General features: G+C 67.7%; 19 protein-coding genes and 1 riboswitch. Of the genes, 12 read left to right on the top strand and 7 right to left on the bottom strand.

Annotated features, from left to right (window positions below; all coding sequences use genetic code 11):
• Nucleotides 1-61 precede the first annotated feature (61 nt).
• Entirely contained in the window at nucleotides 62-1,105 is a 1,044-nt protein-coding gene (dcm, locus tag JT1_RS07350; RefSeq protein WP_068324989.1) for a DNA (cytosine-5-)-methyltransferase, read from the top strand.
• A gap of 222 nt (nucleotides 1,106-1,327) precedes the next feature.
• On the opposite strand, the gene JT1_RS17765 is transcribed toward dcm, so the two are convergent.
• From JT1_RS17765 to JT1_RS07330, 5 genes are all read right to left on the bottom strand, one after another.
• The gene (locus JT1_RS17765) at nucleotides 1,328-1,762 is read right to left on the bottom strand and encodes a very short patch repair endonuclease (RefSeq protein WP_082807534.1); all 435 of its coding nucleotides are present in this window, start codon (nucleotides 1,760-1,762) and stop codon (nucleotides 1,328-1,330) included.
• A gap of 64 nt (nucleotides 1,763-1,826) precedes the next feature.
• On the bottom strand, nucleotides 1,827-3,887 hold the full coding sequence (locus JT1_RS07345; protein WP_068324988.1) for an AIPR family protein: 2,061 nt from the start codon (nucleotides 3,885-3,887) through the stop codon (nucleotides 1,827-1,829).
• Nucleotides 3,880-4,845, bottom strand: a complete 966-nt coding sequence (locus JT1_RS07340; protein WP_169701903.1) for a PD-(D/E)XK motif protein — start codon at nucleotides 4,843-4,845, stop codon at nucleotides 3,880-3,882. Before JT1_RS07340 ends, JT1_RS07345 begins: the two co-directional genes overlap by 8 nt.
• A gap of 4 nt (nucleotides 4,846-4,849) precedes the next feature.
• The gene (locus JT1_RS07335; protein ID WP_068324986.1) at nucleotides 4,850-7,609 is read right to left on the bottom strand and encodes a Z1 domain-containing protein; all 2,760 of its coding nucleotides are present in this window, start codon (nucleotides 7,607-7,609) and stop codon (nucleotides 4,850-4,852) included.
• A complete protein-coding gene (locus tag JT1_RS07330) occupies nucleotides 7,606-9,036 on the bottom strand; it encodes an ATP-binding protein (protein ID WP_169701902.1) in 1,431 nt (476 codons plus the stop codon). Before JT1_RS07330 ends, JT1_RS07335 begins: the two co-directional genes overlap by 4 nt.
• Before the next feature lie 196 nt (nucleotides 9,037-9,232).
• On the opposite strand from JT1_RS07330, the gene JT1_RS07325 reads away from it, so the two are divergent.
• The 4 genes from JT1_RS07325 to JT1_RS07310 all read left to right on the top strand — a co-directional run bounded on the left by JT1_RS07325 (nucleotide 9,233) and on the right by JT1_RS07310 (nucleotide 14,696).
• Nucleotides 9,233-10,816: an HNH endonuclease signature motif containing protein gene (locus JT1_RS07325; protein WP_068324984.1), complete on the top strand. Its 1,584-nt coding sequence runs from the start codon at nucleotides 9,233-9,235 to the stop codon at nucleotides 10,814-10,816.
• An 81-nt stretch (nucleotides 10,817-10,897) separates the two neighbouring features.
• Complete coding sequence (locus tag JT1_RS07320) at nucleotides 10,898-11,578, top strand: nuclease-related domain-containing protein (RefSeq protein WP_068324983.1); 681 nt, start codon at nucleotides 10,898-10,900, stop codon at nucleotides 11,576-11,578.
• An 18-nt stretch (nucleotides 11,579-11,596) separates the two neighbouring features.
• On the top strand, nucleotides 11,597-13,258 hold the full coding sequence (locus tag JT1_RS07315; RefSeq protein WP_068324982.1) for an NERD domain-containing protein: 1,662 nt from the start codon (nucleotides 11,597-11,599) through the stop codon (nucleotides 13,256-13,258).
• 124 nt (nucleotides 13,259-13,382) lie between these two features.
• Entirely contained in the window at nucleotides 13,383-14,696 is a 1,314-nt protein-coding gene (locus tag JT1_RS07310; RefSeq protein WP_068324981.1) for a DUF2510 domain-containing protein, read from the top strand.
• A gap of 75 nt (nucleotides 14,697-14,771) precedes the next feature.
• On the opposite strand, the gene JT1_RS07305 is transcribed toward JT1_RS07310, so the two are convergent.
• A complete protein-coding gene (locus JT1_RS07305; protein ID WP_068324980.1) occupies nucleotides 14,772-16,157 on the bottom strand; it encodes an L-serine ammonia-lyase in 1,386 nt (461 codons plus the stop codon).
• Nucleotides 16,158-16,309: 152 nt separating this feature from the next.
• On the opposite strand from JT1_RS07305, the gene JT1_RS07300 reads away from it, so the two are divergent.
• Nucleotides 16,310-16,741, top strand: coding sequence for a hypothetical protein (locus JT1_RS07300; protein ID WP_068324979.1), 432 nt, complete (start codon nucleotides 16,310-16,312; stop codon nucleotides 16,739-16,741).
• Between the two features lie 143 nt (nucleotides 16,742-16,884).
• On the opposite strand, the gene JT1_RS07295 is transcribed toward JT1_RS07300, so the two are convergent.
• Complete coding sequence (locus tag JT1_RS07295) at nucleotides 16,885-18,363, bottom strand: carboxyl transferase domain-containing protein (protein ID WP_068324978.1); 1,479 nt, start codon at nucleotides 18,361-18,363, stop codon at nucleotides 16,885-16,887.
• 42 nt (nucleotides 18,364-18,405) lie between these two features.
• Between JT1_RS07295 and JT1_RS07290 the strand changes: the two genes are divergently transcribed.
• From JT1_RS07290 to JT1_RS07265, 6 genes are all read left to right on the top strand, one after another.
• Nucleotides 18,406-18,774 carry a hypothetical protein gene (locus JT1_RS07290; protein ID WP_169701901.1) on the top strand — a complete coding sequence of 123 codons (369 nt, stop codon included), beginning with the start codon at nucleotides 18,406-18,408 and terminating at the stop codon, nucleotides 18,772-18,774.
• On the top strand, nucleotides 18,761-19,162 hold the full coding sequence (locus tag JT1_RS07285; protein ID WP_068324976.1) for a hypothetical protein: 402 nt from the start codon (nucleotides 18,761-18,763) through the stop codon (nucleotides 19,160-19,162). The genes JT1_RS07290 and JT1_RS07285 overlap by 14 nt, the downstream gene beginning before the upstream one ends.
• A gap of 33 nt (nucleotides 19,163-19,195) precedes the next feature.
• A riboswitch (SAM riboswitch) is annotated at nucleotides 19,196-19,309 on the top strand.
• A gap of 15 nt (nucleotides 19,310-19,324) precedes the next feature.
• Nucleotides 19,325-20,644 carry a bifunctional o-acetylhomoserine/o-acetylserine sulfhydrylase gene (locus JT1_RS07280; RefSeq protein WP_068324975.1) on the top strand — a complete coding sequence of 440 codons (1,320 nt, stop codon included), beginning with the start codon at nucleotides 19,325-19,327 and terminating at the stop codon, nucleotides 20,642-20,644.
• 66 nt (nucleotides 20,645-20,710) lie between these two features.
• Nucleotides 20,711-21,016, top strand: coding sequence for a hypothetical protein (locus tag JT1_RS07275; RefSeq protein ID WP_068324974.1), 306 nt, complete (start codon nucleotides 20,711-20,713; stop codon nucleotides 21,014-21,016).
• Nucleotides 21,016-22,263 carry a GvpL/GvpF family gas vesicle protein gene (locus JT1_RS07270; RefSeq protein ID WP_068324973.1) on the top strand — a complete coding sequence of 416 codons (1,248 nt, stop codon included), beginning with the start codon at nucleotides 21,016-21,018 and terminating at the stop codon, nucleotides 22,261-22,263. Before JT1_RS07275 ends, JT1_RS07270 begins: the two co-directional genes overlap by 1 nt.
• Nucleotides 22,264-22,272: 9 nt before the next feature.
• Entirely contained in the window at nucleotides 22,273-23,505 is a 1,233-nt protein-coding gene (locus tag JT1_RS07265) for a GNAT family N-acetyltransferase (protein WP_082807532.1), read from the top strand.
• Nucleotides 23,506-23,514 lie beyond the last annotated feature (9 nt).

Raw genomic sequence — 23,514 nt, 5'->3', positions numbered from 1 at the left:
GTTTGTTGATCACGGCCACCCATTCAGGTGACGTCCGGATCGGTGAGACAGGAAGCCAGAGATGACAGAGCAAGATCCTCCCGCCTTCGAGTTCATCGACCTCTTCGCGGGCATCGGTGGCCTCCGCATCGGCCTCGAGTCGATCGGTGGGGAGTGCGTCTTCTCGTCCGAGTGGGACAAGTTCGCTCAGCAGACCTATGAGGCGTGGCATGGTGAGCGTCCGGCGGGGGACATCACGCAGATCGATCCTGCGTCGATCCCGGATCACGACATCCTCGCGGCAGGGTTCCCCTGCCAGCCCTTTTCGATCGCAGGCGTCTCCAAGAAGATCTCCTTGGGCAGGGCCCACGGCTTCGCGGACGTGAAGCAGGGCAATCTGTTCTTGGCTCTGGCCGACGTCGTGCGGGCCAAGCGGCCGTCCGTCCTGCTGCTGGAAAACGTAAAGAATCTCACGTCACATGACCGCGGCAGGACGTGGCGCGTCATCCAAGAGACCCTCGAGGAACTCGGCTATGAGGTCCACCACCAGATCGTCGACGCCGCAGGTTGGGTCCCGCAGCACCGTGAGCGGATCTTCATCGTGTGCTTCCGTCAGGAGATCTTCAAGCCTGGGTTCCCGCAAGGAGTTCCCTTTGAGTATCCGACTGGCCCAGGAGGCCATAGACTCCGCGACGTCCTCGAACGTGACGTTGACCCCAGGTACACCCTGAGCAACAAGTTGTGGGAATACCTGCAGAACTACGCGTTGAAGCACAAGGCCAAGGGGAACGGATTTGGCTATGGCCTTCCGAAACTCGACGGAGTGAGCCGCACCCTATCCGCGAGGTACTACAAGGATGGTTCCGAGATCCTCATCCGGCAGGCCCAGGGACGAAATCCTCGGCGGCTGACGCCGCTGGAGGCGGGACGTCTCATGGGCTTTCCGATGGAGCGCCTCGACATCGTCGTCTCCGACACGCAGGCCTACCGCCAGTTCGGCAATGCGGTGGTGCCCAAGGTTGCCAGCGCGGTCGCGCGCCAGATCGAGATCGTCCTGCAGCAGGCGATGGCGAGCGGCGTCCAGTGGCGTGCTCGGGGCGCGTCCGAGGAACTCGTGGCCAGTTGACTCAGCCCCGCGCGCGTCCATCCAGCTCACGATCGGAATCTGCAACTCCTGTCGGGTGATCAAACACGGCTGTGAGCGCGTTGTCAGCAACAACGCGAAGGAGCTCTCCGCCGCAGATCTCTTGGCGGCGAGCACGCACACGTGGTTTCGGATACCGAATCGACGTCCGGGGTCCGTGCGCAGTAACGGCATCCAGCGTGACGGTGTCAGACTTCATCGCGCTCATGGAGGTGAGAGGTGTCCTGTGGCGTCGGTCTCGTCTGATCCGATGGGGAGCAGCTCAGCCAACACTTCGGCGACCGCATCCGCGGCCTGCTCCGCGGGCACGTGTTCCCAAATTCGCACAACACGCCAACCGAGGTCGGTCAACCGATGGTCGGTGTCGGCATCACGTTTCGCATTGGTGTCGAACTTCCACAACCACCATTCCCTATTGGCCTTCGGGGTGACGCAGTGCTCGGGACAGCCGTGCCAGAAGCAGCCGTCGACGAACACAGCGACTCGACGGCGAGGGAAGGCGATGTCCACACGCCGACGCGGTAGACCGTCGACCCTGAATTGAACCCGGTACCGGAAGCCGCGACGGTGAAGCTCGCGTCTGAGCTCCACCTCTGGCTTCGTTTCCGAGCGGCGCTGGGCAGCGAACCGAGCGCTCAATGAGGCTACGGGCTGCTCACGGGGCGGCTCTTCGACCGAAATGTCACCACCTCCTTCCCGACGTTCAATCGACTCCGACGAACCCGTGCTCCTTTGCTTTCTGCAGAACGGAGAGCAGCCTCGCGCTCTGACGCTCAGAGGGGAAGCCGGACTTCCTGCCGGTGACGAGGTCGAGGATGCCTACATCGGTGGGGCTCACGATCTTCGACTCGATCCCAAATGAACGTACTTCTTCCCATGTGGCAGGTGGAATCTCGAAAACTGCCGCCTGGACGTGGATGGAGTTGTCGATCTTCTGGGTTTGCCTAGCGGACCTGGCCACGTCTCTCACTTCCGCCGCGGAGATGAGTGTGTCGATGAACTCTGACGGAAGTGATAGTGGCATGGCACGCACCACGTCCCAGCAGGCTTTCCGCTTTGCCCACTCGGTGACGTTCTGGACAGGACGACGCTCCGCGGTCAGGGCCCTAAAGGCCAGCTGCCCCGCCTCTATGAATGTTGCCAAGACTGGCTCGGAGACCGACTGGTCTCGCCAGATCTGGTCAAAGTTCATGCGCGCGCTGGGCGCTTGGCGGGAGATCTCGTGTGCCACCTTGGCCATGGCGTACGTCACGATGTTTGCCAAGTAACCGCTCTGATACCAATCGGCCTTGGCTACCCGTGCACGTACGGCGTGGAAGACGATAGCCTTTGCGACCAACCCCTTGAAGTAGGCCTCGTTGAATTCGGCGTCCGAGGACTCCCACTTGGTGGCTACGGATTCAGCGAACGCAACGAAATTCTTCTGTGCGCCAGCGCTGACCATGTGTGGTTGCTGTCCCCAAGAAACCTCGTACTTGGCCGCTTCTGTTTTGGTGATCACCTGGTTGCGTGGGTGCGATGCCTCGAACTTCTTCTGCTCACTCGGGGTGAGTTTGGACTTCTCGCTCTGGTACTGACCTCGCGTGCGCTCGTAGAACCAGCGGGTTTGGAAGTGGACGCCCGGCCTTGCAGGGGCCAACAGGCGGCGCGAGAGAGTCTCAAGCCTCACGTGGAACGGGCTGTTCGAGAAGAAGTCAGCCTCACTCACCTTGTTCTGGCTGTTCGCGTAGCGGGAGATGGAGGGCACGAGCTCCTTGGCCCGCTCCTCGTCCACCACGACGAGTTTCATCTGGACGTGAACATTTGATACGTCAGGCTTCGGAGACGAGTCCCGCCGCACGTAGAAGAGCGAGGCGGTCGTCTGGCCACCGTTCACAATCTGCAGGTCAGTGATGGCCACAATGTGCCCCGCCGCGTCGCGCTGGACGCCCGTAGCCGTGGCTGTCACACCGTTGTTGTACGCCAAGAACATGTCGGGTTCGGACAGAATCGTCGTCTTGATCCCTTTGTTGACTTTCCCGCGCCCCTGCAGGAAAGCGCGCACGTTGCTTTCTAGGAGCCTGCTTCCGTGTCGCGCGTAGAGGTCGGCCAAGATCGAGCCGGGCACGGCGGCCAAGTAGGTTTCAAAGCCGGAGCCACCTTCGATGCGCAGGGCAGGCAGACCGTCGGGCAGCCACTCGGCCAATGAGATCTGAAGCTCTTCTCGGCCCTGGCTCGAGGTTTGGAGCTGTTCGAAGCGGTTGATGTCCCAGACGTGGTAATCGATCGGAACGCCATTGAGTTCAGAGGATGGCAAGTGCTTCACGCTGGCGCTGAGAGGGGAGTCGCTGAGGAGATAGAGACGGTACCTCGTCACGCTCTGGCCGCGGTGCCGCAGGTCAACGGCAAGCTGCACCGCCGGGTCGCTCGGCTCTCGATCAACCTCGAATGTCCCGTTCACCGCGTCGTGCAAGAAGCCTTCGAGAGCGCCGAGCGCCTTGGCAACCTCCGTTGCTGTCACATTGCTGATCTCGTCCTCATCGCTGAAGAGTGCTACAGCCAAGGCGATTGAGTCGTCGGAGTCGCCCAAGTCGTACCCATCTACCCGCAGGCGCTTCCTGTTGCCACCCACTCCGTCGAAGTGGGCCGGTACCAGATTCTCGATCACTTCTGCGTCCGCAAGCCGCTCAGAGGCCTCGCTGACGAAAGCGGTCAGCGTGAAGTCACTGTCGACGTCAGCTCGCATCCTGACGGAGTTCAGGAGGTCCTGCCGAAAATCAACCATCACTGCCACCTTGGTCTTGAAGGATCACCTCACGGAGCTGCCAACGCTTGAGGGCGTCGATCGCGAGGTCGTACCGAACGTTCGAGACCGGCAGACGGTCCACGGTCTTGGTCTGGATGCTAGGGAAGGAGTTGTCGACTAGCAGCTCTTGGAAGCCGATGACCGAGAAGAATGTCTCCGCATAGAACGAGTTGGACTCGTCAAGTCCGAGGGAAAGCAACAGGTTGTCGATGCGGGATCGTCCCTCGAAGGACAACCCCTCCAGCGTGCGGATTTCGATCAGCAAGTCGATGAGTGTGAACGCTCCCGGCGCGTCAGCGTCACAGTCGTCAAGAGTCACGATCGCCAACACGAGGCGCTTGTCTCCCGGGTCAAGCTGCTCGACAGAAGCGACCCCCACGGTTGAGGCAGAGGGACGTCGTGCCTTGATTTCGCAGAGGTCGCCATCGAGAAATGTGAAGTCCTGTGGCGCTCTCAACGGTCCCGTCCAAGCTCGAGCCACATCCTCCGGGCCATGCGTGTCGGAAAGAGCCTTGAAACCGAACCAGAGCTCGGCGACGAGGCCCCGAAGCTCTTGGAGCGACAGTTGACGAGCCGTGTAGCGACGGAGCATGAGCTTCCACTCGTCCAGGGTGCGGAAGACTGATTTGACCGCAGACTCCTCGGACTTCTCGGCGCCAGACCTGGCCACCAGGTCGAGACACAGCCGGCTGAAAGCAGCAAAGAGAGTGACATCCTCCAAGCGCAAGGACGTCGCCCAACGACCGTCGCTGCGCTGTGTCAAGCTCAAGGTAATGTCGCGGGAGACCGGCGAGTCGTGAGGCTTGCTAGTGGTGATCATGACGAACACAGGCTTTCCCGCCGGGTCAGATCCGTAAAGCAGGTCCAAGGGATGATCCGGGTCGAAATAGCGTTGTGCGGGAGAGCGCTGCTCGACCAAGCCCCGCCAGTCGGCCACGGTCTCAGTCGTCGACGTCATCGTCCACCCCGATCTCGGTCATCCAGTTCTGCTGCGCAACGGAGTTGATGACGTATTCGACGTCGCCACTGGGGTTTGACGTGTCCACGGGCGTTCCCGGGAAAGCGATCTTTGCCGCAACCGTTACCGAGTGCAGCAAGTGGTCCTTGAGGGCGTCGGCAGCTGCGCGGTCGTTGTCGCTGCTGAAGTGCTCGCTGAGAGTGGGCTCCGCAGCCAGTGGGTAGAGCAGGAGAGCGGGGCGGGTAAGCGCCGGGTAGTAGGCCTTCTCCGGAATCTGCTGTGGAGGTTCGGCTTGGTGGCTGAGCCACTCGTCCTCGGCGGCTTTTCGCTCATCCGGCGTGAGCAGGTGCGTGAGGTCGGTGGGCCCGGCCAGCCTGCTGCTGGACCCGGAGACGATCAGGCGACGGGTGTTCGTTACGGTGACGGCACGGGTCACCTTCGTGAAGGTGAAATCACCGTGTGTGCCCTCCTCGGCTCCCTTCTTGCCGCTCATCAAAACCACATCCCAAGTCTGGTATGCGGGGCTCTTGGACTGCCGGGCAAAAAGACCCAACTGCGATGGCTGGGGGCCGGGCCCCGACGCGTGCGACCATATGGGGTCGCTCTCATCGGCCCTGAACGCATCCAAGAAGTCGGCGACAACGTCCTTCCGGACCTCCTTCCAGCGCCGGTGGCGACGGAGCTCGTGCCCGTCCGGTTGGCCGAGGTTGTCCAAGAGCTGGTGGAACGCTGCCAAGTTGGTGTGAAGAACGTCGATCGATGTGGGAAGCTTGGTGCTCTCGATACGGCGGCCGGACAACGACACTGACTTCTGGAGTTGGGCGGTGGCCTTCATCTTGTTGCGGGCGGTGACGAGGAGTGTCCCGGGATGTTTCTGGATGGCCAGACCGAAATCCTCGGGCGTGCGCTTCTGCTGCTTCATGACGGTGAGGTCCTCGCGCAGTTCCCGCACGGCCTCGTCAACAAAGCGGTAGTCGGCGGCGACTTCGTCGTCGATCCAGATGCGGCACAGGTCCTCGTAGCCATCCCGGTACCCGAACCAACGAGCCATCTGCATCAGGGTGTCAAAGGCGCCGACGCTCCGGTAGAAGTAGCTAACCGTGAGGCCTTCTAGAGTGAGCCCACGACTCAGGACGTCACCACCCACGGCGATGAGCCTGGGTGGGCGGTCCCAAAGGGCTTCTTCCTCCGCGAGCCGCTTGTCCCGGTCGGAGTTGTGTAGTTCCACCCTGACGTCGGCCGTTGCGCGATGAAGCTGCCCCAACACTTGGGCCCACGTGACGCCGGCATCCTGGTAGACGTCTTCGAAGGTCTCCTCGATTTCGCTGAGCACGTCGTTGGGCGTGCCCTTCGAAAAGGCGACACTGTGCATCTCAATCGTCTGGCGCAGTTCGATCGAGTAGGCGTCGATCATGTCGAACACCTGGCGTTGGACGCTCTTGAAGCGGGAGACGTTGATCAGCATGGAGCGACCGGAACTGTCCCCCCTCAGGTCGCGGATGGCGTTGGACAGCATGAACACTCGAATCGCGCGCCGCAGGCTCTCAGGCAGTCCGACGACCACGAGATCGGACTTGTGCTTCGGAGGAAAGAAGGTGCTGGCGTCGGATAAGTCCATGGTGTGCATGGTGTTTGCAGGGCCGGAGGCGGGCCCAAAGACCCGCTCGGCGCCGACGTAGTTGGAAGGTGCCTCGAGGCTGTACACGAAGTCCCGGGGAAAGAGATCTTCGGTGTTCTCGTGGTTGATGAAGATGTTGGCGAAGGGCGTCGCCGTGAAGGCGAGGTAAGAACTGCGCGTGAACGTGTCGAGGATCGACCGGATCCCTTGATTTATGGCGGTGGGGTTGTTTTCATCATTTGTGTTCACGGATGCGTAATCCGATTCGTCATCCAGTACGAGCACTGGGATGTCGATCATGCCTTGGGCAGTGGCCTGTTGCTGCAGCCAGTCCTGCAACGCTTTGAGAACGCTCTTGTTCTTTTTCAGCACGAAGACGTAGGTACTCGAGGAGTGCTGGTCGACGGAGATGTTGCTGGCCTGCTGGCTCGACTTGCGGAAGTCCTGGAAGACCGTGGTCATGCCCTGCGCGACCGGGATCGTCTTGTCGAGAGCTCCCACTCCGATCTGTTTGGTGGGAACGGCAGAGACGCCGATCTTCGGCTTCAGCGTGCCCGAGTCGCGACCAATGAAGCCCTCGTCGACTCGAGACTGGGTCTGCTGACGGAGCGACTCCGTGTTGCCCGCGAGCACGATGATGAGGCGGAAGCCAGCGTCTGCCGCCTTGTTGAACAGGCCAAGGTAAGTGGCAGTCTTCCCAGACTGGACGTCACCGATCACCAGTCCTCGTCTCGCCCACACACCAGTCTTGGTCGGGTCGCCGACGAGGTCGAGGACCGTGTCCGTGAGCTGGTCCATGGTGTCCATGACCTTCGGCGGACGGCCTTGGTTGAGCATCCACTGCTTGTACACCTTCCAGCGATGCCATTCGATCGAGTGCTTTCGCTGCGGCAGCCAGGACCGGAAGTCCTTGCTCGTGATGACGTCGCCAAGGTCGTGGACGATGAGAAGCTTGTTGGTCAGCTCCTTGACGAGCTTCTCGACTGCGTGGTCCGTAGCGCTGGGGGCGGCGATCGGTCTGTACTCCTCGATGCACTCGCGCAGTTGTGCTTCGGTATGCAATGAGTCTCCCAGCAGCGAGCTCACGATCTTGTCCAGTCTTTCCAGACCTGCCTCGTTGGTCACTTTCGTTCAGCCGCCTCTCTCAAGATGTTGTGGGCATCTTCGACGCCGTTAAATGGTTCGATACCAGACATGACGCCCACGAAAGAATCAACGTCGTTCTTCCGGAGCCGATAGGTCTCCCAGAGCTCGACTGCCATGCCGCGGAGGTACGCGTAATCGACGGACGGAACCTTTTCGAGGTGGTCCTGCCCCAGTCTGTTGAAGAGGTCCTGGCTCGGGAAGGAATCCTCGATGAGCCGCAGCAGGGCGGATAGGGCTCGTTCATCAGAGGGCTCCAAGCGCTCAGCGAGTGAATTGAGGAGCGGGTGATCACGATTGATCTCATAGCGGAAGTCTTCTCCGTGGCTGATGAGTCGCCACGCGTGCGTGACTCGGTCCTCTGAAGGCTCTGGTCTCCCGCGGTACAGGTGCACCCGCTTGCTGGGTTGGACGATGCGTTCAGCGATGCGACGCAAACGGTTGCGCACGACGGGGGGCGGTTGAGCTGCGGACTTCTTGATGTCTAGAGCCCACAAGTGGTCGAGGGTGTTGGGGACGTCCACCCGAACGCGGGCGAGCTTGCCCAAGTCCTCCCGGGGCAGGATCCGGAACCATGTTCCCCAAATCACCAGGCGCATGGCCCGGTAGATGTAAAAGCCTTGGCTGTCGCGGAGTCGTCCCGCTACCTGGGCACGCTCTCGGTCCTTGACGGACATCTTGGAGATCATGGGGAGCGTGAAGGCTTGTACGCGGATGGTTTGCCCCTCTACCTCGAAGGCCTCAGGTGGCCCGGGTTGAGTCGCGCGGTGGTCCGACAGGAACGGGTCGATCTGGTCGAGTTCGACGTGATTGATGGTTATGGTGAACGGCGATCCGTGCTCACCAGCCAGAAATCTGTGGAAGACCAAGGCCAAGTGCTGCTTCACCCCGACAAAGGCCGAGTCCAGTCCTTTGGCCCCCTCGTCTACCTGAGCGCGCAACTGGTCCAGGTTGCGCCACAGGACCAAGGTGCCGGACGCGCGTTCTCTGAGTTCAGCGAAGTGGGGGAGCCCTTCGATCTCAGTGGCGTCCAACCGAATGAGTGCCCATGTTCCGACTGAGGCGAGATGGTCCAAGTCCCAACGGAACGCAGTGACGGTTGCGGCCTCGTCCTTGGACACGAGCACCAGATCGCGACACTGGGACAAGGAGGCGGTCTTGAGCCCGAGGCCGAATCGTCCCAGGTCGTGGGCATCTCTGGCAGCCGTCGAGCTCTTACCGGCCAATCGCATCGCTTCTCGAGCGCCGTCCTCGGACATGCCTACGCCGTCATCCAAGAGAGCTACGTAGTCGCTGGGCTCGCTCGCGAAATGCAGGTCAACCCGCTGTGCTCCTGCAGTGATCGAGTTGTCCACCAAGTCGGCGATCGCCGCTTCCAACGTGTACCCCACTGCGCGCATCGATTCCATGAGCTGAGGCTCAGGCGTGACCACTTCGTCCGCTGCCAAGTCTTCCCCGATTCATTGCGTGGCAACATTGCTGCGCCGGTTCCCGGCGGGAACCTCCCCGGCGATGTTGCACATTCAAGCAGGCGCCCCCGACAACGTGGGCTTTGGGCCCCTTTCGTAACCGAACGTTGTCACACCTCCCTGAAATCATGGACACATGTTCGACGACGAGCTGGCCATGTTGGGGGAGTCCTTCACGAGACTGGGACATGTGCGGACGGGGGTGACCAAGCGAGGCGGCCGTGCCGACGAGCCCACGCTCACAGCGGTGCTCACCGCGACCGAACGACTCAGACGCGCGGCCGACGCGCTCGAGCTCGCGGTCATCGGGCATGCCGTGCGCTGGGGGGAGGAGCGAGGGCCGGACGGCATCTTCAGACCGGTCCACCTCCCGTCCGGCCGCGTAGCGGAGTTCGCCGCGGAAGCGGTAGCACTGGTGACGCGCGACAGCCTCCACGAGACCGACCGCCGGTGCGACCTCGGCGCCCGGGCCCTGACCGATCTGCGCCCCATCGCCGACCTCGTCGCCGCCGGCGAGATCACGACAAACGCGATGGCCATCGTCGCGAAGGAGACGCGCGACGCGTGCCCCGAGGCTGTCGCGGCGGTCATCGAGCACCTGCTCGGCTCCCTTCGCGGCAAGCCCGGCACGCGACGCATCATCGAGTTCGACCACCGTGAGCTGCGCAAGGCCACCCGCCGGATCCTCGAGCGCGTCGAGCCCGAGCTCCTGGACGAGCGCGCCGCCCGCAACCGTCGCGAAGCGCTCGACGTCCGCTTCAGCCCCGGCCCTGTGGGGTGTGCCGACATGTACGCGACCCTCCCCACCGAGCTGGCCGTCGTGCTCAAGGAAGCGATCGAGCAGGCGGCCGCACGTCGGCGTGAGCTCGATCCCGGGATGACCGTCGGGGCATCCCGCGCCCACGGTCTCGCCGACCTCGCCCTCCGCGGCGTCGACGTCGTCGCCAACGTCCGCCTGGGCATCCCGATCATCACGTCCGCAGCGTCCCGGCTGACCTTCGCCCCCTTCGGAGGGGGCGAAGGAGGGAGCGCCGTCGGGCAGGACCTGCACGGCCCGACGTCCCGGGCCGGCCGCTTCGTCACGGGAGAGGGCGCGGACGCCGTCGACGTCATCCCCGAGGAGTGGGCCGGCAATGCGGTCACCTCGCAGGTGCCCACGACCCTGGGTCCCGGTGGGCAGCAGTCGTGGATCAGCGGCTGCGAGATCCCGGGCGTCGGCTTCATCCCCGCGGACGCGGTGGCGGCGATCGTCAGCAACGTCGAGACGAGGGTCTCCCGTGCCCTGATCGACGCCCGCACCGGAGTGCTCGTCGAGACCAGCAACCCGCGGTACGTCGTCCCCGACTCCATGCGGGAGTTCGTCGGTGCCCGCGACGGCACCTGCCGCATGTGGGCATGCAACCGCCGGGTGCTGGGCGGGCGCCCGGTGGGCAACGCGGACCTCGACCACGCCCTCCCGTACCCCGAGGGCACCTCGTCCCCGAGCAACCTCTCCGGCCTCTGCCGGCACCATCACCGCCTCAAGCACTCCGCCCGGTGGACGCACACCCTCCACCCGGACGGCCGCACCGAGTGGATCAGCCCGAGCGGGGTCTCCGCCGACACCTTCCCCACGATGTGGGTGCACGCCGAGGCCGAAGGGGAGGCGAGCTCGCCCACCGCAGAGGGGGCGAAGAGTCATGACCTCGCAGAAGACCTGGTCATGGCACCGCCCTTCTGATCCCCCTGGCCCCCAGAGGCGCCGCGACCCGCTACCTTGACGGCAAGCAGCCACGTGCGAGGGGAGTCGCAGGAGATGCAGATGGATGGCACACCGGTGCCCGAGACGACAGGGCCCCCCGAGCCCACATCCCGCGCCGGTGCCTCCGCGCGCCGCGAGTACGAGCGGCGCAGGGCCCAGGACGAGCAGCGTCTGCGGCAGAAGTGGGGACGTCTCGGCCATGTCGCCGTCGCCCTGTCGGACGAGAAGCAGAGCACCAGGGCGTGGGCTACCGGAGCCGTCGGCGAGGAGCGGCTCGGCGCCCGCCTCCACCGGTTGGCGTCACCGTCGCTCGCGGTGCTCCACGACCGCCGCATCCCTGGCAGCCGCGCCAACATCGACCACCTCGCGATCACGCCCAGCGGCATCTGGGTGATCGACGCCAAGAAGTACACCGGCCGCCCGCAGCTCAAGATCGAAGGGGGGATCCTGCGTCCCCGCGTCGACACCCTCCTCGTCGGGCGGCGCAGCCGCACCAGGCTCGTCGACGGACTGCTCAGGCAGATCGACGTCGTGCGCGGCATCACCGACCAGATCCCCGTGACCGGGGCGATGTGCTTCGTCGACGCCGACTGGCCGCTCGTCGGGGGCTCCTTCACCACCCGCGGCGTCCACGTCCTGTGGCCGCGGCGATTGACCAAGCTGCTCCAACGCGACGGGCCGGTCGCCCTCGACGTCGAGGCGACGCGGGCGGTCCTCGCCGCGCGCCTGCCGCCTGCGTGAGATGGATACGGTGAGCCCATGCCACGCCTGATCCCGGGGGACCCGCGGTTCGTCAACGACTCCGAACGTGCGGTGTGGGAGCGGCTGCGCGACTCCCTTCGTCCGCAGGACACCGTCATCGCCAACTACCGCCTGACCGACACCCGCAAGGACCACGAGGCCGACATCGTCCTCGTCATGCCCGACGTGGGCGTGGTCGTCGTCGAGGTCAAGGGCAGCGGGGTGCGGATCGCCGACGGGCAGTGGACGATCAAGCGGCACGGCAAGCGGGTGCCGATCGACCCCGTCGCGCAGGTGCGGGACGCGCGGTACGCGATCCGGCAGTACGTCGAGTCCGACCGGCGGTGGGCCGACTCCTCCCGCGGCAAGGTGCGTTTCGCGCACGCGGTCGTGACTCCCTTCGTCGGTCTCGGCCTGGACTTCGACCTGCCCGACTGCCCGCGCTGGATGGTCCACGACCGGGAGGACATGGCCGACCTCGCCCAGCGCATCGCCGACATCCCGCTCGGGTTCGACACCCACCGGCGGATCCCGACCGAGGACGACTGCGACGTCATCGTCGACATCCTCACCGCGCGCGGCACCGACGCCGTCCCGAGCGTCGTCGACGAGGCCGACGAGCGGCAGGCCCGCGCCGACCGGCTCACCCAGGAGCAGGGTCTCGTCCTCGGCGTCACCCGGCTGCTGCGCCGCGTCGAGATCCGCGGTGGCGCGGGCAGCGGCAAGACCGTCCTCGCCCTCACCCAGGCGCGCCAGCTCTCCGCCGGACGCAGCGGCCAGGCGCCCGAGCGGGTCGCGCTGCTGTGCTACTCGATCGGCCTCGCGACGCACCTCAAGCGGGAGACCGCGACGTGGCCGCACCGCCACCGTCCCGCCTTCGTCGGGACCTTCGAGGAGCTCGGCAACCGCTGGGGCGTGCCCTCGGGCGCCCGCGACGACCCGCGCTTCTGGGAGGAGGAGATGCCGCTGCTCATGGCCGAGCGCGCCGCCGAGCTGCCGCCGGGGGAGCGCTACGACAGCTTCGTCGTCGACGAGGCGCAGGACTTCGCCGAGTCGTGGTGGCGACCGCTCCTCGGCGCGCTCACCGACGAGCAGGAGGGCGGCCTGTTCATCTACTCCGACGAGAACCAACGCCTCTTCAAGCGCTTCGGCCGGCCGCCGGTCCCGCTCGTGCCCCTCGTCCTCGACCACAACCTGCGCAACACCAAGCAGATCGCCGAGGTCTTCCGCACGCTCACCCCGATGAAGATGCGGCTGGAGGGCGGCGACGGCCCGGACGTCGCCTTCGTCGCGACGTCGCCCCACGACGCGCTCGACGTCGCCGACGACCAGGTCGACCTCCTCCTGGACGAAGGGTGGACACCGGGCCACGTCGCGCTGCTCACCACCGGTCGGCGCCACCCCGTGCAGGTCGAACGCCAGGACGAGCTCGGGCAGCCGGGCTACTGGCGGACCTTCTGGGAGGCCGATGACGTGTTCTACGGGCACGTCCTCGGGGCGAAGGGGATGGAACGTCGCGCCGTCGTGCTCTGCGTCAACGAGGACGGGAGCACGCAGCGGTTCCGCGAGCGGCTGTACGTCGGGCTCTCCCGCGCCACCGACCGGCTGGTCGTGGTCGGCGACCCGGGGGCCATCGCGCACGCCGGTGAGGAGGTCGTCCGGGCGCTGTCCCCGGGCTGAGCGACACGCGCAGGCATGGGGAGTCCTCCCCATGCCGGAGGCGACGAATCCGCAGGTAGTCTGACCCGCGACACCGTGCACACGTGCACCACCAGACACCACAAGAGATACGGGGAGGCCTGTCATGAGCAACTGGGCTGCCGGTTGGTACCAGGACCCTGACAACCAGGGACAGATCCGCTACTGGGACGGCAACGGATGGACCGAGCACCGGCAGGGGACCCCGGAGGGCTTTGGCGTGGGCCAGCCCGGCCCGGACTCCTCGGGCACCGGGACGCGACAGGACCACGCGGGCACCACGAGTGAGGTCGACGACGCGACGCGCGTGCGCCCCAGCTCCGACCGCGCCCCGGAGACGGAGGCCATCTCCACCGACAGCACCGGCTACGGCGCCTCGTCGTACGACCAGTCGAGCGCGTACGGCCAGCAGGGTGGCTACGACCAGTCGGGTGCCTACGGGCAGCAGGGGTACGGCCAGCAGGGCTACGGGCAGCAGGGCTACGGGCAGCAGCCCGGCTACGACCAGTCCAACCCGTACGGGCAGCAGGGCTACGGCCAGCAGCCGCAGCAGGGCTACGGCCAGGCGCCCTACGCCACCGGTCAGCCCGGCGGCTCGGGCAAGAGCAAGCTCCCGCTGATCATCGGTCTCGGTGTCGTCGGCCTGCTGCTCATCGGAGCCCTCGGATTCCTCGGCATCAAGCTCGTCAGCGGTGGCGACGACGAGCCCGTCGCCACCCCGACGACGCCGACCTCGACGCAGCCGACGGACCCTTCGACGAGCACCGACAGCCCGACCACGACGGACACCACCACGTCCGACCCGACCACCTCGTCGCCGACCACGGACGACGGCCCGGGCAAGGACGTCATCGGCCAGAAGGGCAAGGCCGCCGAGTGGGAGCAGAAGTACAAGGGCAGCGGCAAGGGCTACATCGCCGTCCCCCCGGGTGACGGTGCCGGCCTCGTCGAGTTCACCTACACCGGTGACAAGTACCAGACGCTGACGGTCAAGGGTGTCGACGGCCAGGGCAAGAGCGCCGAGTACCTCGTGACCGCGAGCGACGCCAAGAAGGGCATCTTCGCCTACAACCTCACCAACTACAGCTCCTCGACCTCGAAGCTCGAGTTCGACACCGAGGGCGACTGGACCGTGAAGTTCTCGCGCATCAGCAAGGCGCCGGCCTTCGGCACCTCGCAGAAGGGCAACGGCTCGGCCATCTTCACGTGGGACGGCAAGAAGGCCGACCTCGGCGCGAAGTACACCGAGGACAAGGACTCCTTCCTCGGCACCTTCCGCGTCCAGGCCGTCGGCGCCGAGGACTACCCGGACCGCCTGATCTCCGAGTACGACGCGTACGAGGGCACCACGACGGTCCAGGAGGGCACGAAGTACCTCGTCGTCGAGGCCCGTGGCGACTGGGAGCTCACCAAGAAGTGATGTCCCGAACGTCGCACTGACGAAGGGGGTCGGACCACGGGTCCGGCCCCCTTCGTCATGCCGTGGTGGGGGCGGTCAGCACTCGATGACGTTGACCGCGAGGCCGCCGCGGGCGGTCTCCTTGTACTTGACCTTCATGTCCCGCCCGGTCTCGCGCATCGTCTTGACGACCTTGTCGAGGGAGACGACGTGCGATCCGTCGCCGCGCAGGGCGGTGCGCGCGGCGGTGATCGCCTTGACCGAGGCGACCGCGTTGCGCTCGATGCACGGGATCTGCACGAGCCCCCCGACGGGGTCGCAGGTGAGGCCGAGGTTGTGCTCCATGCCGATCTCGGCGGCGTTCTCGACCTGGGCCGGGCTGCCGCCCATGACCGCGGCCATCGCGCCGGCCGCCATCGAGCAGGCCGAGCCGACCTCGCCCTGGCAGCCGACCTCGGCGCCGGAGATCGAGGCGTTCTCCTTGTAGATCACCCCGATCGCGGCGGCGGTGAGCAGGAACCGGCAGATGCCGTCGTCGTCCGCGCCCGGCACGAAGTCGACGTAGTAGCGCAGGACCGCGGGGATGATCCCGGCGGCGCCGTTGGTCGGCGCGGTGATGACGCGACCACCGGCGGCGTTCTCCTCGTTGACGGCCAGCGCGTAGAGCGTCAGCCAGTCCATGCCGCGAAGGGGGTCGGTGCTCGTCCCCTCGGAGCGCAGCCGCTGGTGCAGCTGCGGGGCACGACGGCGCACCTTGAGCCCGCCGGGCAGGACGCCCTCGGTGCGCACGCCGTTGTCGATGCACTCGCGCATGACCGACCAGATGTGCAGCAGCTCGCTGCGCACCTCGTCCTCGGAGCGCCACGAGGTCTCGTTGTCGAGCATGACCTGTGAGATCGACAGGCCGGTCTCGGCGCAGATCGCGAGCAGCTGGTCGCCGGTGGTGAAGGGGTGCGCCACGGGGGTGGTGTCGGCGACGATGCGGGTCGAGCCGGACGCGTCCTCTCCGACGACGAAGCCGCCGCCGACGGAGTAGTAGGTGTGCGTGCTGAGCGGCGCCTCGCCCTCGCCCGCTCCCTCACCCCACGCGGTGAAGGTCATGCCGTTGGGGTGCAGGGGGAGGGACTTGCGTCGGTGGAGCACGAGGTCCTCGTCCTCGTGGAAGTCGATCTCGTGCTCGCCGAGCAGGTTCACCCGGTGCGCCGCGCGGATCTGCTCGAGGCGACCGCTGACGGACCTCGGGTCGCACAGCTCGGGCCGCTCGCCGGAGAGCCCGAGGAGCACCGCGGTGTTGGACCCGTGGCCGTGCCCGGTCGCGCCGAGCGAGCCGAAGAGCTCGGCCCTGACCCGGCGCACCTGCGGCAGCACGCCCTCGTCGCGCAGGCCCTCGGCGAACATCACCGCCGCTCGCATCGGGCCGACGGTGTGCGAGCTCGAGGGGCCGATGCCGATCGAGAAGAGGTCGAAGACGCTCAGTGCCACGGGGGGTGCTCCTGGGTGCTCGGGGTGGGGGCACGGTGGCCGGTCGCGTGGGTGGTGCGACCCGCCGTGGGTCCCAGTATCCACCCCGCGGCCGGAGGCGGCCTGTGGAAAAGTCCGCGCCTCGTCGGGTCGATCCCGACAGGATGACGGGCATGAGCTTCGACGACCTGCCCCAGGGGTGGCACACCCGACCCCTCACCGACACCACGCTCGCCGCCGACGTCGTCGACCTCGTCGTGCGGGACTCCGAGCGGGAGCTGGGCTGCCTCAGCCTGCTCCTCTGCCACGCCGACGGCCGCATGGTCCAGCCGGTGACGATCACCGAGATGGACCTCCACCCCGGCGCGGAGGAGGACGCCGTCTTCGACACGATCATCGGCGGGCTCGCCGACAGCATCGGTGGCTTCGTCGCCGCCATCGGGCGCCCGCGCGGCCTCGCCCCGGACGACCGGGCGCGCGACCTGCACGAGGAGGCGCTCGCCGCGAGCCGTCGGCACGGCGTGCCGCTCCTCGGCACCTACCTCGCGACCCCGCAGGGCGTCGTCGAGATGCCGGTGTGGGAGGAGCTGCGTGCGACGGGGTGAGCGTCTGGCTGGCCCGAGCCGGCGTGTCGTACTGCAGTTCAGCTGACCGGTCCCCGTGAGGTCCCGGAAAGCCGGGCCCTGTCATCGCACCTGATGACGAACTGCAGTACGACACGCCCAGACTCCAGCTCGCCCACCCACCGTCACAGCTGCGCCTCGACCTGCGCAGCGACCGCCGCGCCGATCGCGCGGGCGAACGCCTGCGGGTCGACGTGCGCCGCCGGTTCCTCGGGGACGAGGACATCGACGAGCCCGTCCTGGTGCATCTGCGGCGCGCCGACGCGTTGGCGGGCGGCGAGGAGGGGGGCGTGCTCGGTGTCCTTGAAGACGATGGCGCTCGCGCCCTCGGGTGGCAGCGGGGAGAGCCAGGCATTGCCCGCGGCGACGACCCGTCGCGCGGGCAGCAGCGCGAGCGCGCCGCCGCCGGTGCCCTCGCCGAGCAGCACCGACACGCTCGGCACGGTGAGGGCCGTCATGTCGGAGATGCACCGGGCGATCTCGCCGGCCAGGGCCCCCTCCTCGGCACGCGGGGAGAGGTCGGCGCCGGGGGTGTCGATGACGGTGACGAGGGGCAGACCGAGCTCGGTCGCCATCCGCATGCCGCGGCGCGCCTCGCGCAGGGCGGCCGGACCCATCGACTCCGAGACCTGGTAGCGGCGGTCCTGGCCGACGAGGACGCACGACCGCCCGCCGAAGCTCGCCAGCGCGAGCATCACGCCCTTGTCCGACTCGCCGTAGCCGGTGCCGTTGAGCGGGATGACGTCGTCCGCGGCGTACCGCAGCAGCTCTCGGACGCCGGGGCGGTCCCCCCTTCGCGTCGTCTCGATGGCGGTCCACAGCCGCGCGATCTCCTCCTCGCTCGGCTCCGGCCGGGAGACGAAGGGGGCGATCCGCCGGACCGGCGCGCCGTCCTCCGCCGCGGGTGAGCGGGCGTGGCCCCCGGTCGTGGCGGAGAGCAGCGTCAGCGCGCGGGCGGCGATGTCGGCGAGCCCGGCGGTCGGCACGACCGCGTCGACGATGCCCTTGTCGACGAGGTTCTCGGCGACCTGCACGCCGGAGGGGAAGGGGACGCCGTTCAGCGTCTCGTAGACGACCGGGCCGAGGAAGCCGATGAGCGCGCCCGGCTCGGCGATGGTCATGTGGCCGAGCGAGCCCCACGACGCGAAGACCCCGCCGGTCGTCGGGTGCCGCAGGTAGACGAGGTAGGGCAGGCCGGCGGCCTTGTGCGCGACGACGGCCGCCGAGATGTCGACCATCGTCATGAAGGCGGGCGTGCCCTCCTGCATCCGGGTGCCGCCGCTCGCCGTCGCCGCGACGAGGGGGAGGCGCTCGGTCGTCGCCCGGCGCACCGCCGCGACGAGGCGTCCGGCGGCCGCGCGCCCGATCGAGCCGCCGAGGAACCGGAACTCGCCGACGACGAGCGCGACCTCGTGCCCGCGGATGCTCGCCCGGCCAGTGACCACCGACTCGTCGGTGCCGGACCGCGCGGCTGCCGCCTCCAGGGTCGCGAGGTAGCCGTCGCTCAGGCCGGAGCGGTCGATCGGCTCGTCCCAGGAGACGAAGCTGTCGGCATCGACGACGGCGGCGAGCAGGTCGTGGGCTCCCGGGCGTGGCGCGCTCATGCCGTGATCGTGCCAGCAGCGGGGCCGCGTACGCTTGCCGCCGTGCTTGTGCCGCTGACCACTCTCGTGATCGTCGCGGTCGGCGTGCTCGGCGTCCTGGCCCTGGCCTACCTGATCATCGACCGGCTCGTCGACGACCTCATGCTGCTCACGACCGCCGTCGTCGAGCTGCTCCTGCTCGCCCTCGTCGTCGGGTCCGCGATCGCGATGGGGCAGGTCGAGGGGGAGGGGGAGGGGGCGACGATGCTCGCCTACGCCCTGACCCTGCCGATCCTGCCCCCGATCGTCGTCTTCATCGCCCTGAAGGAGAAGACCCGGTGGGCCATGGGGGTCGTCCTCGCCGGTGCCTTCACCGTCGGTGTCATGACCTACCGCATCCTGCAGATCTGGCAGACCCATGGCCCCGCCTGAGCTGCGCACCGGCACCGGGCCGGGGCGGGTCGTCGTCGCCGTCTACGCCGTGCTCGCGCTCGCCGCGACCGGCCGCTCGGTCCTGCAGATCACCCAGTACCTCGACCGGGCGCCGCTGGCGTACCTGCTCTCGGCGTTCGCCGCCGTGGTCTACGTCGTCGCGACCGTGGCCCTGGCGAAGGGGGGAACCACCGGCGCGCGTGTCGCGGCCGGGGCGATCCTCGTCGAGGCCGTCGGCGTGCTCACCGTGGGCACCCTGTCGTACGTCCTGCCGGACCTCTTCCCGGACAAGACCGTCTGGTCGCACTTCGGGTCCGGGTACGGGTTCCTGCCGCTCGTCCTCCCCTTCGTCGGCCTGTGGTGGGTCCACCGCGTGAGACGGGCCTGACCAGATGCTGGTCACCCTCCTAGTCTCCGGGTAGGTCTTGAGTGCCAGCGTCAGGCCCCGGCTCGCTGGCCGGCAACCCTCCATCCGCGGTGGGGTGCCCCGGGAGACGACCTGGTCCGTGGCGACCGCCACGGTCAAGCGCGCACGATCAGGAGCAGCATCATGAGCGACCCGTCCACGTGGAGCTTCGAGACGAAGCAGATCCACGCCGGCCAGGCGCCCGACCCGACCACGGGTTCGCGGGCACTGCCGATCCACCTGACGACCTCCTACCAGTTCAAGGACACCGAGCACGCGGCGAACCTGTTCGCGCTCAAGGAGCTCGGCAACATCTACACGCGGATCATGAACCCGACGCAGGACGCGGTGGAGCAGAAGATCGCGGCCCTCGAGGGCGGCGTGGGCGCGCTCCTCACCGCCTCCGGCATGTCCGCCACGCACCTGGCCCTGGTCAACCTCGCCGAGGCCGGTGACCACATCGTCGCCAGCACCGCCCTCTACGGCGGCACGATCAACCTGCTGAAGTTCACCCTGCCGAAGTTCGGCATCGAGGTGAGCTTCGTCGAGGACCCGAGCGACCTCGAGCAGTGGCGCGCCGCGGTCAGGCCCAACACCAAGGCCTTCTTCGGCGAGACCATCGGCAACCCCAAGGACATCGTCCTCGACATCGCCGGCATCTCCGAGGTCGCGCACGCGGCCGGGGTGCCGCTCGTCGTGGACAACACGATCGCGACGCCCTACGTGCTCCGTCCGATCGAGCACGGCGCGGACGTCGTCGTGCACTCCGCGACGAAGTACCTCGGTGGCCACGGCACCGCGATCGCCGGCGTGATCGTCGACGCCGGCCGGTTCGACTACGCGGCCGACCCGGAGAAGTTCCCCAACTACAACCAGCCCGACCCGAGCTACCACGGGCTGCGCTTCGGCCCGGACCTCGGCGTGGACGGTGCCATGGGTGCCAACCTCTCCTTCATCCTCAAGGCCCGCGTGCAGCTGCTGCGCGACATCGGCCCGGCGATCTCCCCCTTCAACGCCTTCCTCATCGGGCAGGGCATCGAGACGCTCAGCCTGCGCATGGAGCGGCACCTGGCCAACACGGCCAAGGTCGCCGAGTTCCTGGGGCAGCACGCGCAGGTCGACAAGGTCACGTGGGCCTCGCTGCCGACCAGCCCGAGCCACGAGCTCGCGCAGCGCTACACGCCCCAAGGCGCCGGCGCCGTCATCTCCTTCGAGATCTCCGGCGGCCTCGAGGCGGGCAAGAAGTTCGTCGAGGGCCTGAGCCTGCACAGCCACCTGGCCAACATCGGTGACGTGCGCTCGCTCGTCATCCACCCCGCGTCGACGACCCACTCGCAGGGCCCCGACGAGGACCGGCTCGCAGCCGGAGTCACCCCGGGCCTGGTGCGCCTCGCCGTCGGCCTCGAGGCGATCGAGGACATCGTCGCCGACCTCGAGCAGGGCTTCGCCGCCGCGAAGGCCTGACGACCACCCCGAGGGGCCTGTGGAGAACTCCACGGGCCCCTCGGCGTTCTTCCCTAGCGTGGGTGCATGGGCGGACAGGAACGCATCTCCATCGACAGCGAGGGCATCGAGGGCCTCGGTCGCCAGCTCAAGGCCATCGCCGACTTCCTCGAGGAGAAGGCGGCCAAGGCCAACAACGAGGCCGTCGAGACCTTCGGGTTCCCGAGCTGGTACGGCACCGACGCGTACGAGGCGGCGATCGGGGACTTCGAGCGGGAGCGGATCAGGGTGGGCAAGCAGCTGCGCGAGCTGGCGCGGCTGGCCCGGGACGCGGGGTCCTGGTACGTGCTCACCGAGGACCTCGTCGACCGGCGCAACCAAGGGATCCTCTGATGGCGCTCCACGACCCCGGGACCATCGAGGAGTGCGACCCCAGCACGATCCGGGCCGAGGCGGACGAGCTGCGGACGGTCGCCGCCAACATCCACACCGTGGCCGAGATGCTGCGCATGGTCTCGACGAAGGGGGTGTGGGACTCGTGCTCGGGGACGATCTTCGAGGACGAGGTGGGCAGCACCCCGGATGACCTCTTCGCGATCGCCAACCGCCTCGCGGACACCGAGCGGATCATCCGTCCCTACGCGGACCGGCTCGAGGAGAGCCAGGCCACCCTCGAGCGACTCCGTGGACGGTACGAGGAGAACGTCCGCATCTCGGAGGAGCGCAAGGCGAAGCTCGCGACGCTGACCCCGCAGGACCCCGAGTACGCCATCGTCGAGCGGGAGTACCGGGCCGCCGCCAACTCGCGGGAGATGAACAAGAGGGGCTTCGAGCGCGAGGCGGAGGAGGCGAGCGCCGACGAGCGGACCATGGCGACGAGCCTGGCCGCGGTGGGGTCCGAGCTCTCCGACGAGAAGGGGTACAACGGTTTCGAGATGGCGAGCCGGACGGGCCGGAGCCGCCTGTTCAACAACGACGTCGTCGACCTCACGCCCTGGGGCAAGCCTGCGGCCGTCGTCACGGCAGCCGACCCGCTGGGCAGGCTGGGGCGCCGCGCCGTGTACGGGGAGGGCAGCTACCGGGACGTCGGCCTGACGACGGTGCTCACGGCGGCCGACATCCTCGTGCCCGGCAGTCGGCGCATCGAGGCCAGGGACGCGACCCGGGCCAGCCGCCGGGCCGACGAGCTCAAGGGCATCAGGGCCGCCGACAGGTCGACCAACCCCATCGCCCATCGACGGCTCGCGACCAACACGAGGATCTGGGCGCAGCACCAGGTCGCCACGGGCAAGGTCCGGGCGAAGCACAAGGTGACGGACACCCTCGCCGACAAGACCGGCATCCGGCTCGTGGACGACATGGTCACCGACTGGTCGGCCGTGGCCGGCGCCGGGCGCGTGCGAAGGAGCGGGTATGCGCTCAAGTACTCGGTCAAGGTCACCAACAAGACCACGGCGCAGGTGAGCTCGGTCCAGTCGGCCGCGGACAAGGTCGGCGCCGCGACCGAGTCCGACGAGGCCCGGCGCGAGCGCCGGGCGCGGGAGGAGGCCGAGGAGCGACGGCAGGAGACCGAGCGCCGGCGGCGAGAGTCCCGCGTGGAGGGCATCACGTCGCGACCGATCACCTCACCGGTGCCGTAGCCGAGAAAAGTGCGTTGCACCCCCTTCGCCGGGGTGCGAGCGTGGCGGCATGGCCTCCGACATCCACGTCACCCGGATCGACCCCGACGACGACGCAGCCGCTGCGCTCGTCCTCGACGGGCCGGCTTCGTCTCCACCCGCGACGGGGAGGTCGTCGGCATCGCCGGGTCCTGGGACGTCGAGCTCTCGGTCCCGGCGAAGGGGGGCGCCTCCCTTCGTCCCGCCGAGGGCCTGACGTGGGTGGGCGTGCACCCCGACCACCGGCGCACGGGTGTGCTGAGCGCGCTGGTGCGCGAGCACCTGCGATGGACCCGTGAGGACCAGGACCGGTCGATCGCGGTGCTCAAGGCCTCGCAGGAGACGATCTACGGCCGCTTCGGGTACGGCGTCGCGAGCTCGGCGCTGCGCTCGCGCTTCGCGGCCGGCACGACCTTCACCGCGCCCGCTGCCGTGCGCGCGCAGGCGGAGGCGACGACGACCCGCACCACCACCGCGAGCGCCGAGCAGGGCGCCCGCTGGCACGCCCTCGCCAGGGCGTGCGGGGAGCAGGCGCCGGGGCAGGTCGTGCGCAGCCTCGAGGACTGCGAGCGGATCCTGCGCGACGTCCCGGAGAGCCGCGGCGACCGGGAGCCGGCCCGGCTGCTGTGGGCGATCCGCGAGGGCCGCGACGTCGGGTGCGCGTACTTCCACCGCAGCCCCACGTGGTCCGACGGGCAGCAGCAGGGCGAGGTCGGGGTCTTCTTCCTCATCTCCGTCGACCCCGGTGCGCGGCTGGCGCCCGCCGAGCGGCTGACGACGATCGACCTCATGGGCAGCACGGAGTACTGGGTCACCCCCGACGACGCCCTGGCGCTGTGGCTGCCCTCGCACCGCTCCATCGGTGGCGGTGGTCTGAGCGACAGCCTGTGGTTGCGCCTCGTCGACCTGCCGACCGCGGTCGCCGAGCGCGGTCACGCCGCGGACCTCGACGTCGTCGTGCTGGTGCACGACGACGTCCTCGAGGACACGGCCGGCACCTGGCGCTGGACCGCCCGCGACGGCGTCGGCGCACTCACCCGGACCGACGAGCCGGCCGAGGTCACGCTGGGCATCGGCGACCTCGGGGCCGTCTGGCTCGGCGGCCAGACGCTCGGCGCACGACACGCGGCCGGCTACGTCACGCAGCAGCGTCCCGGCGCGGTGGCCGAGCTCGACGCCGCGCTGCGCACACCGGTCGGGCCGACCACGACGATCGACTTCTGAGGGCGCGGA

Origin of the sequence: Janibacter terrae NBRC 107853, assembly GCF_001591405.1 — a bacterium.
Classification (GTDB): domain Bacteria; phylum Actinomycetota; class Actinomycetes; order Actinomycetales; family Dermatophilaceae; genus Janibacter; species Janibacter terrae.
Note: the sequence above shows the minus strand (reverse complement) of the source record. Positions and strands in the feature narration are given on the sequence as shown.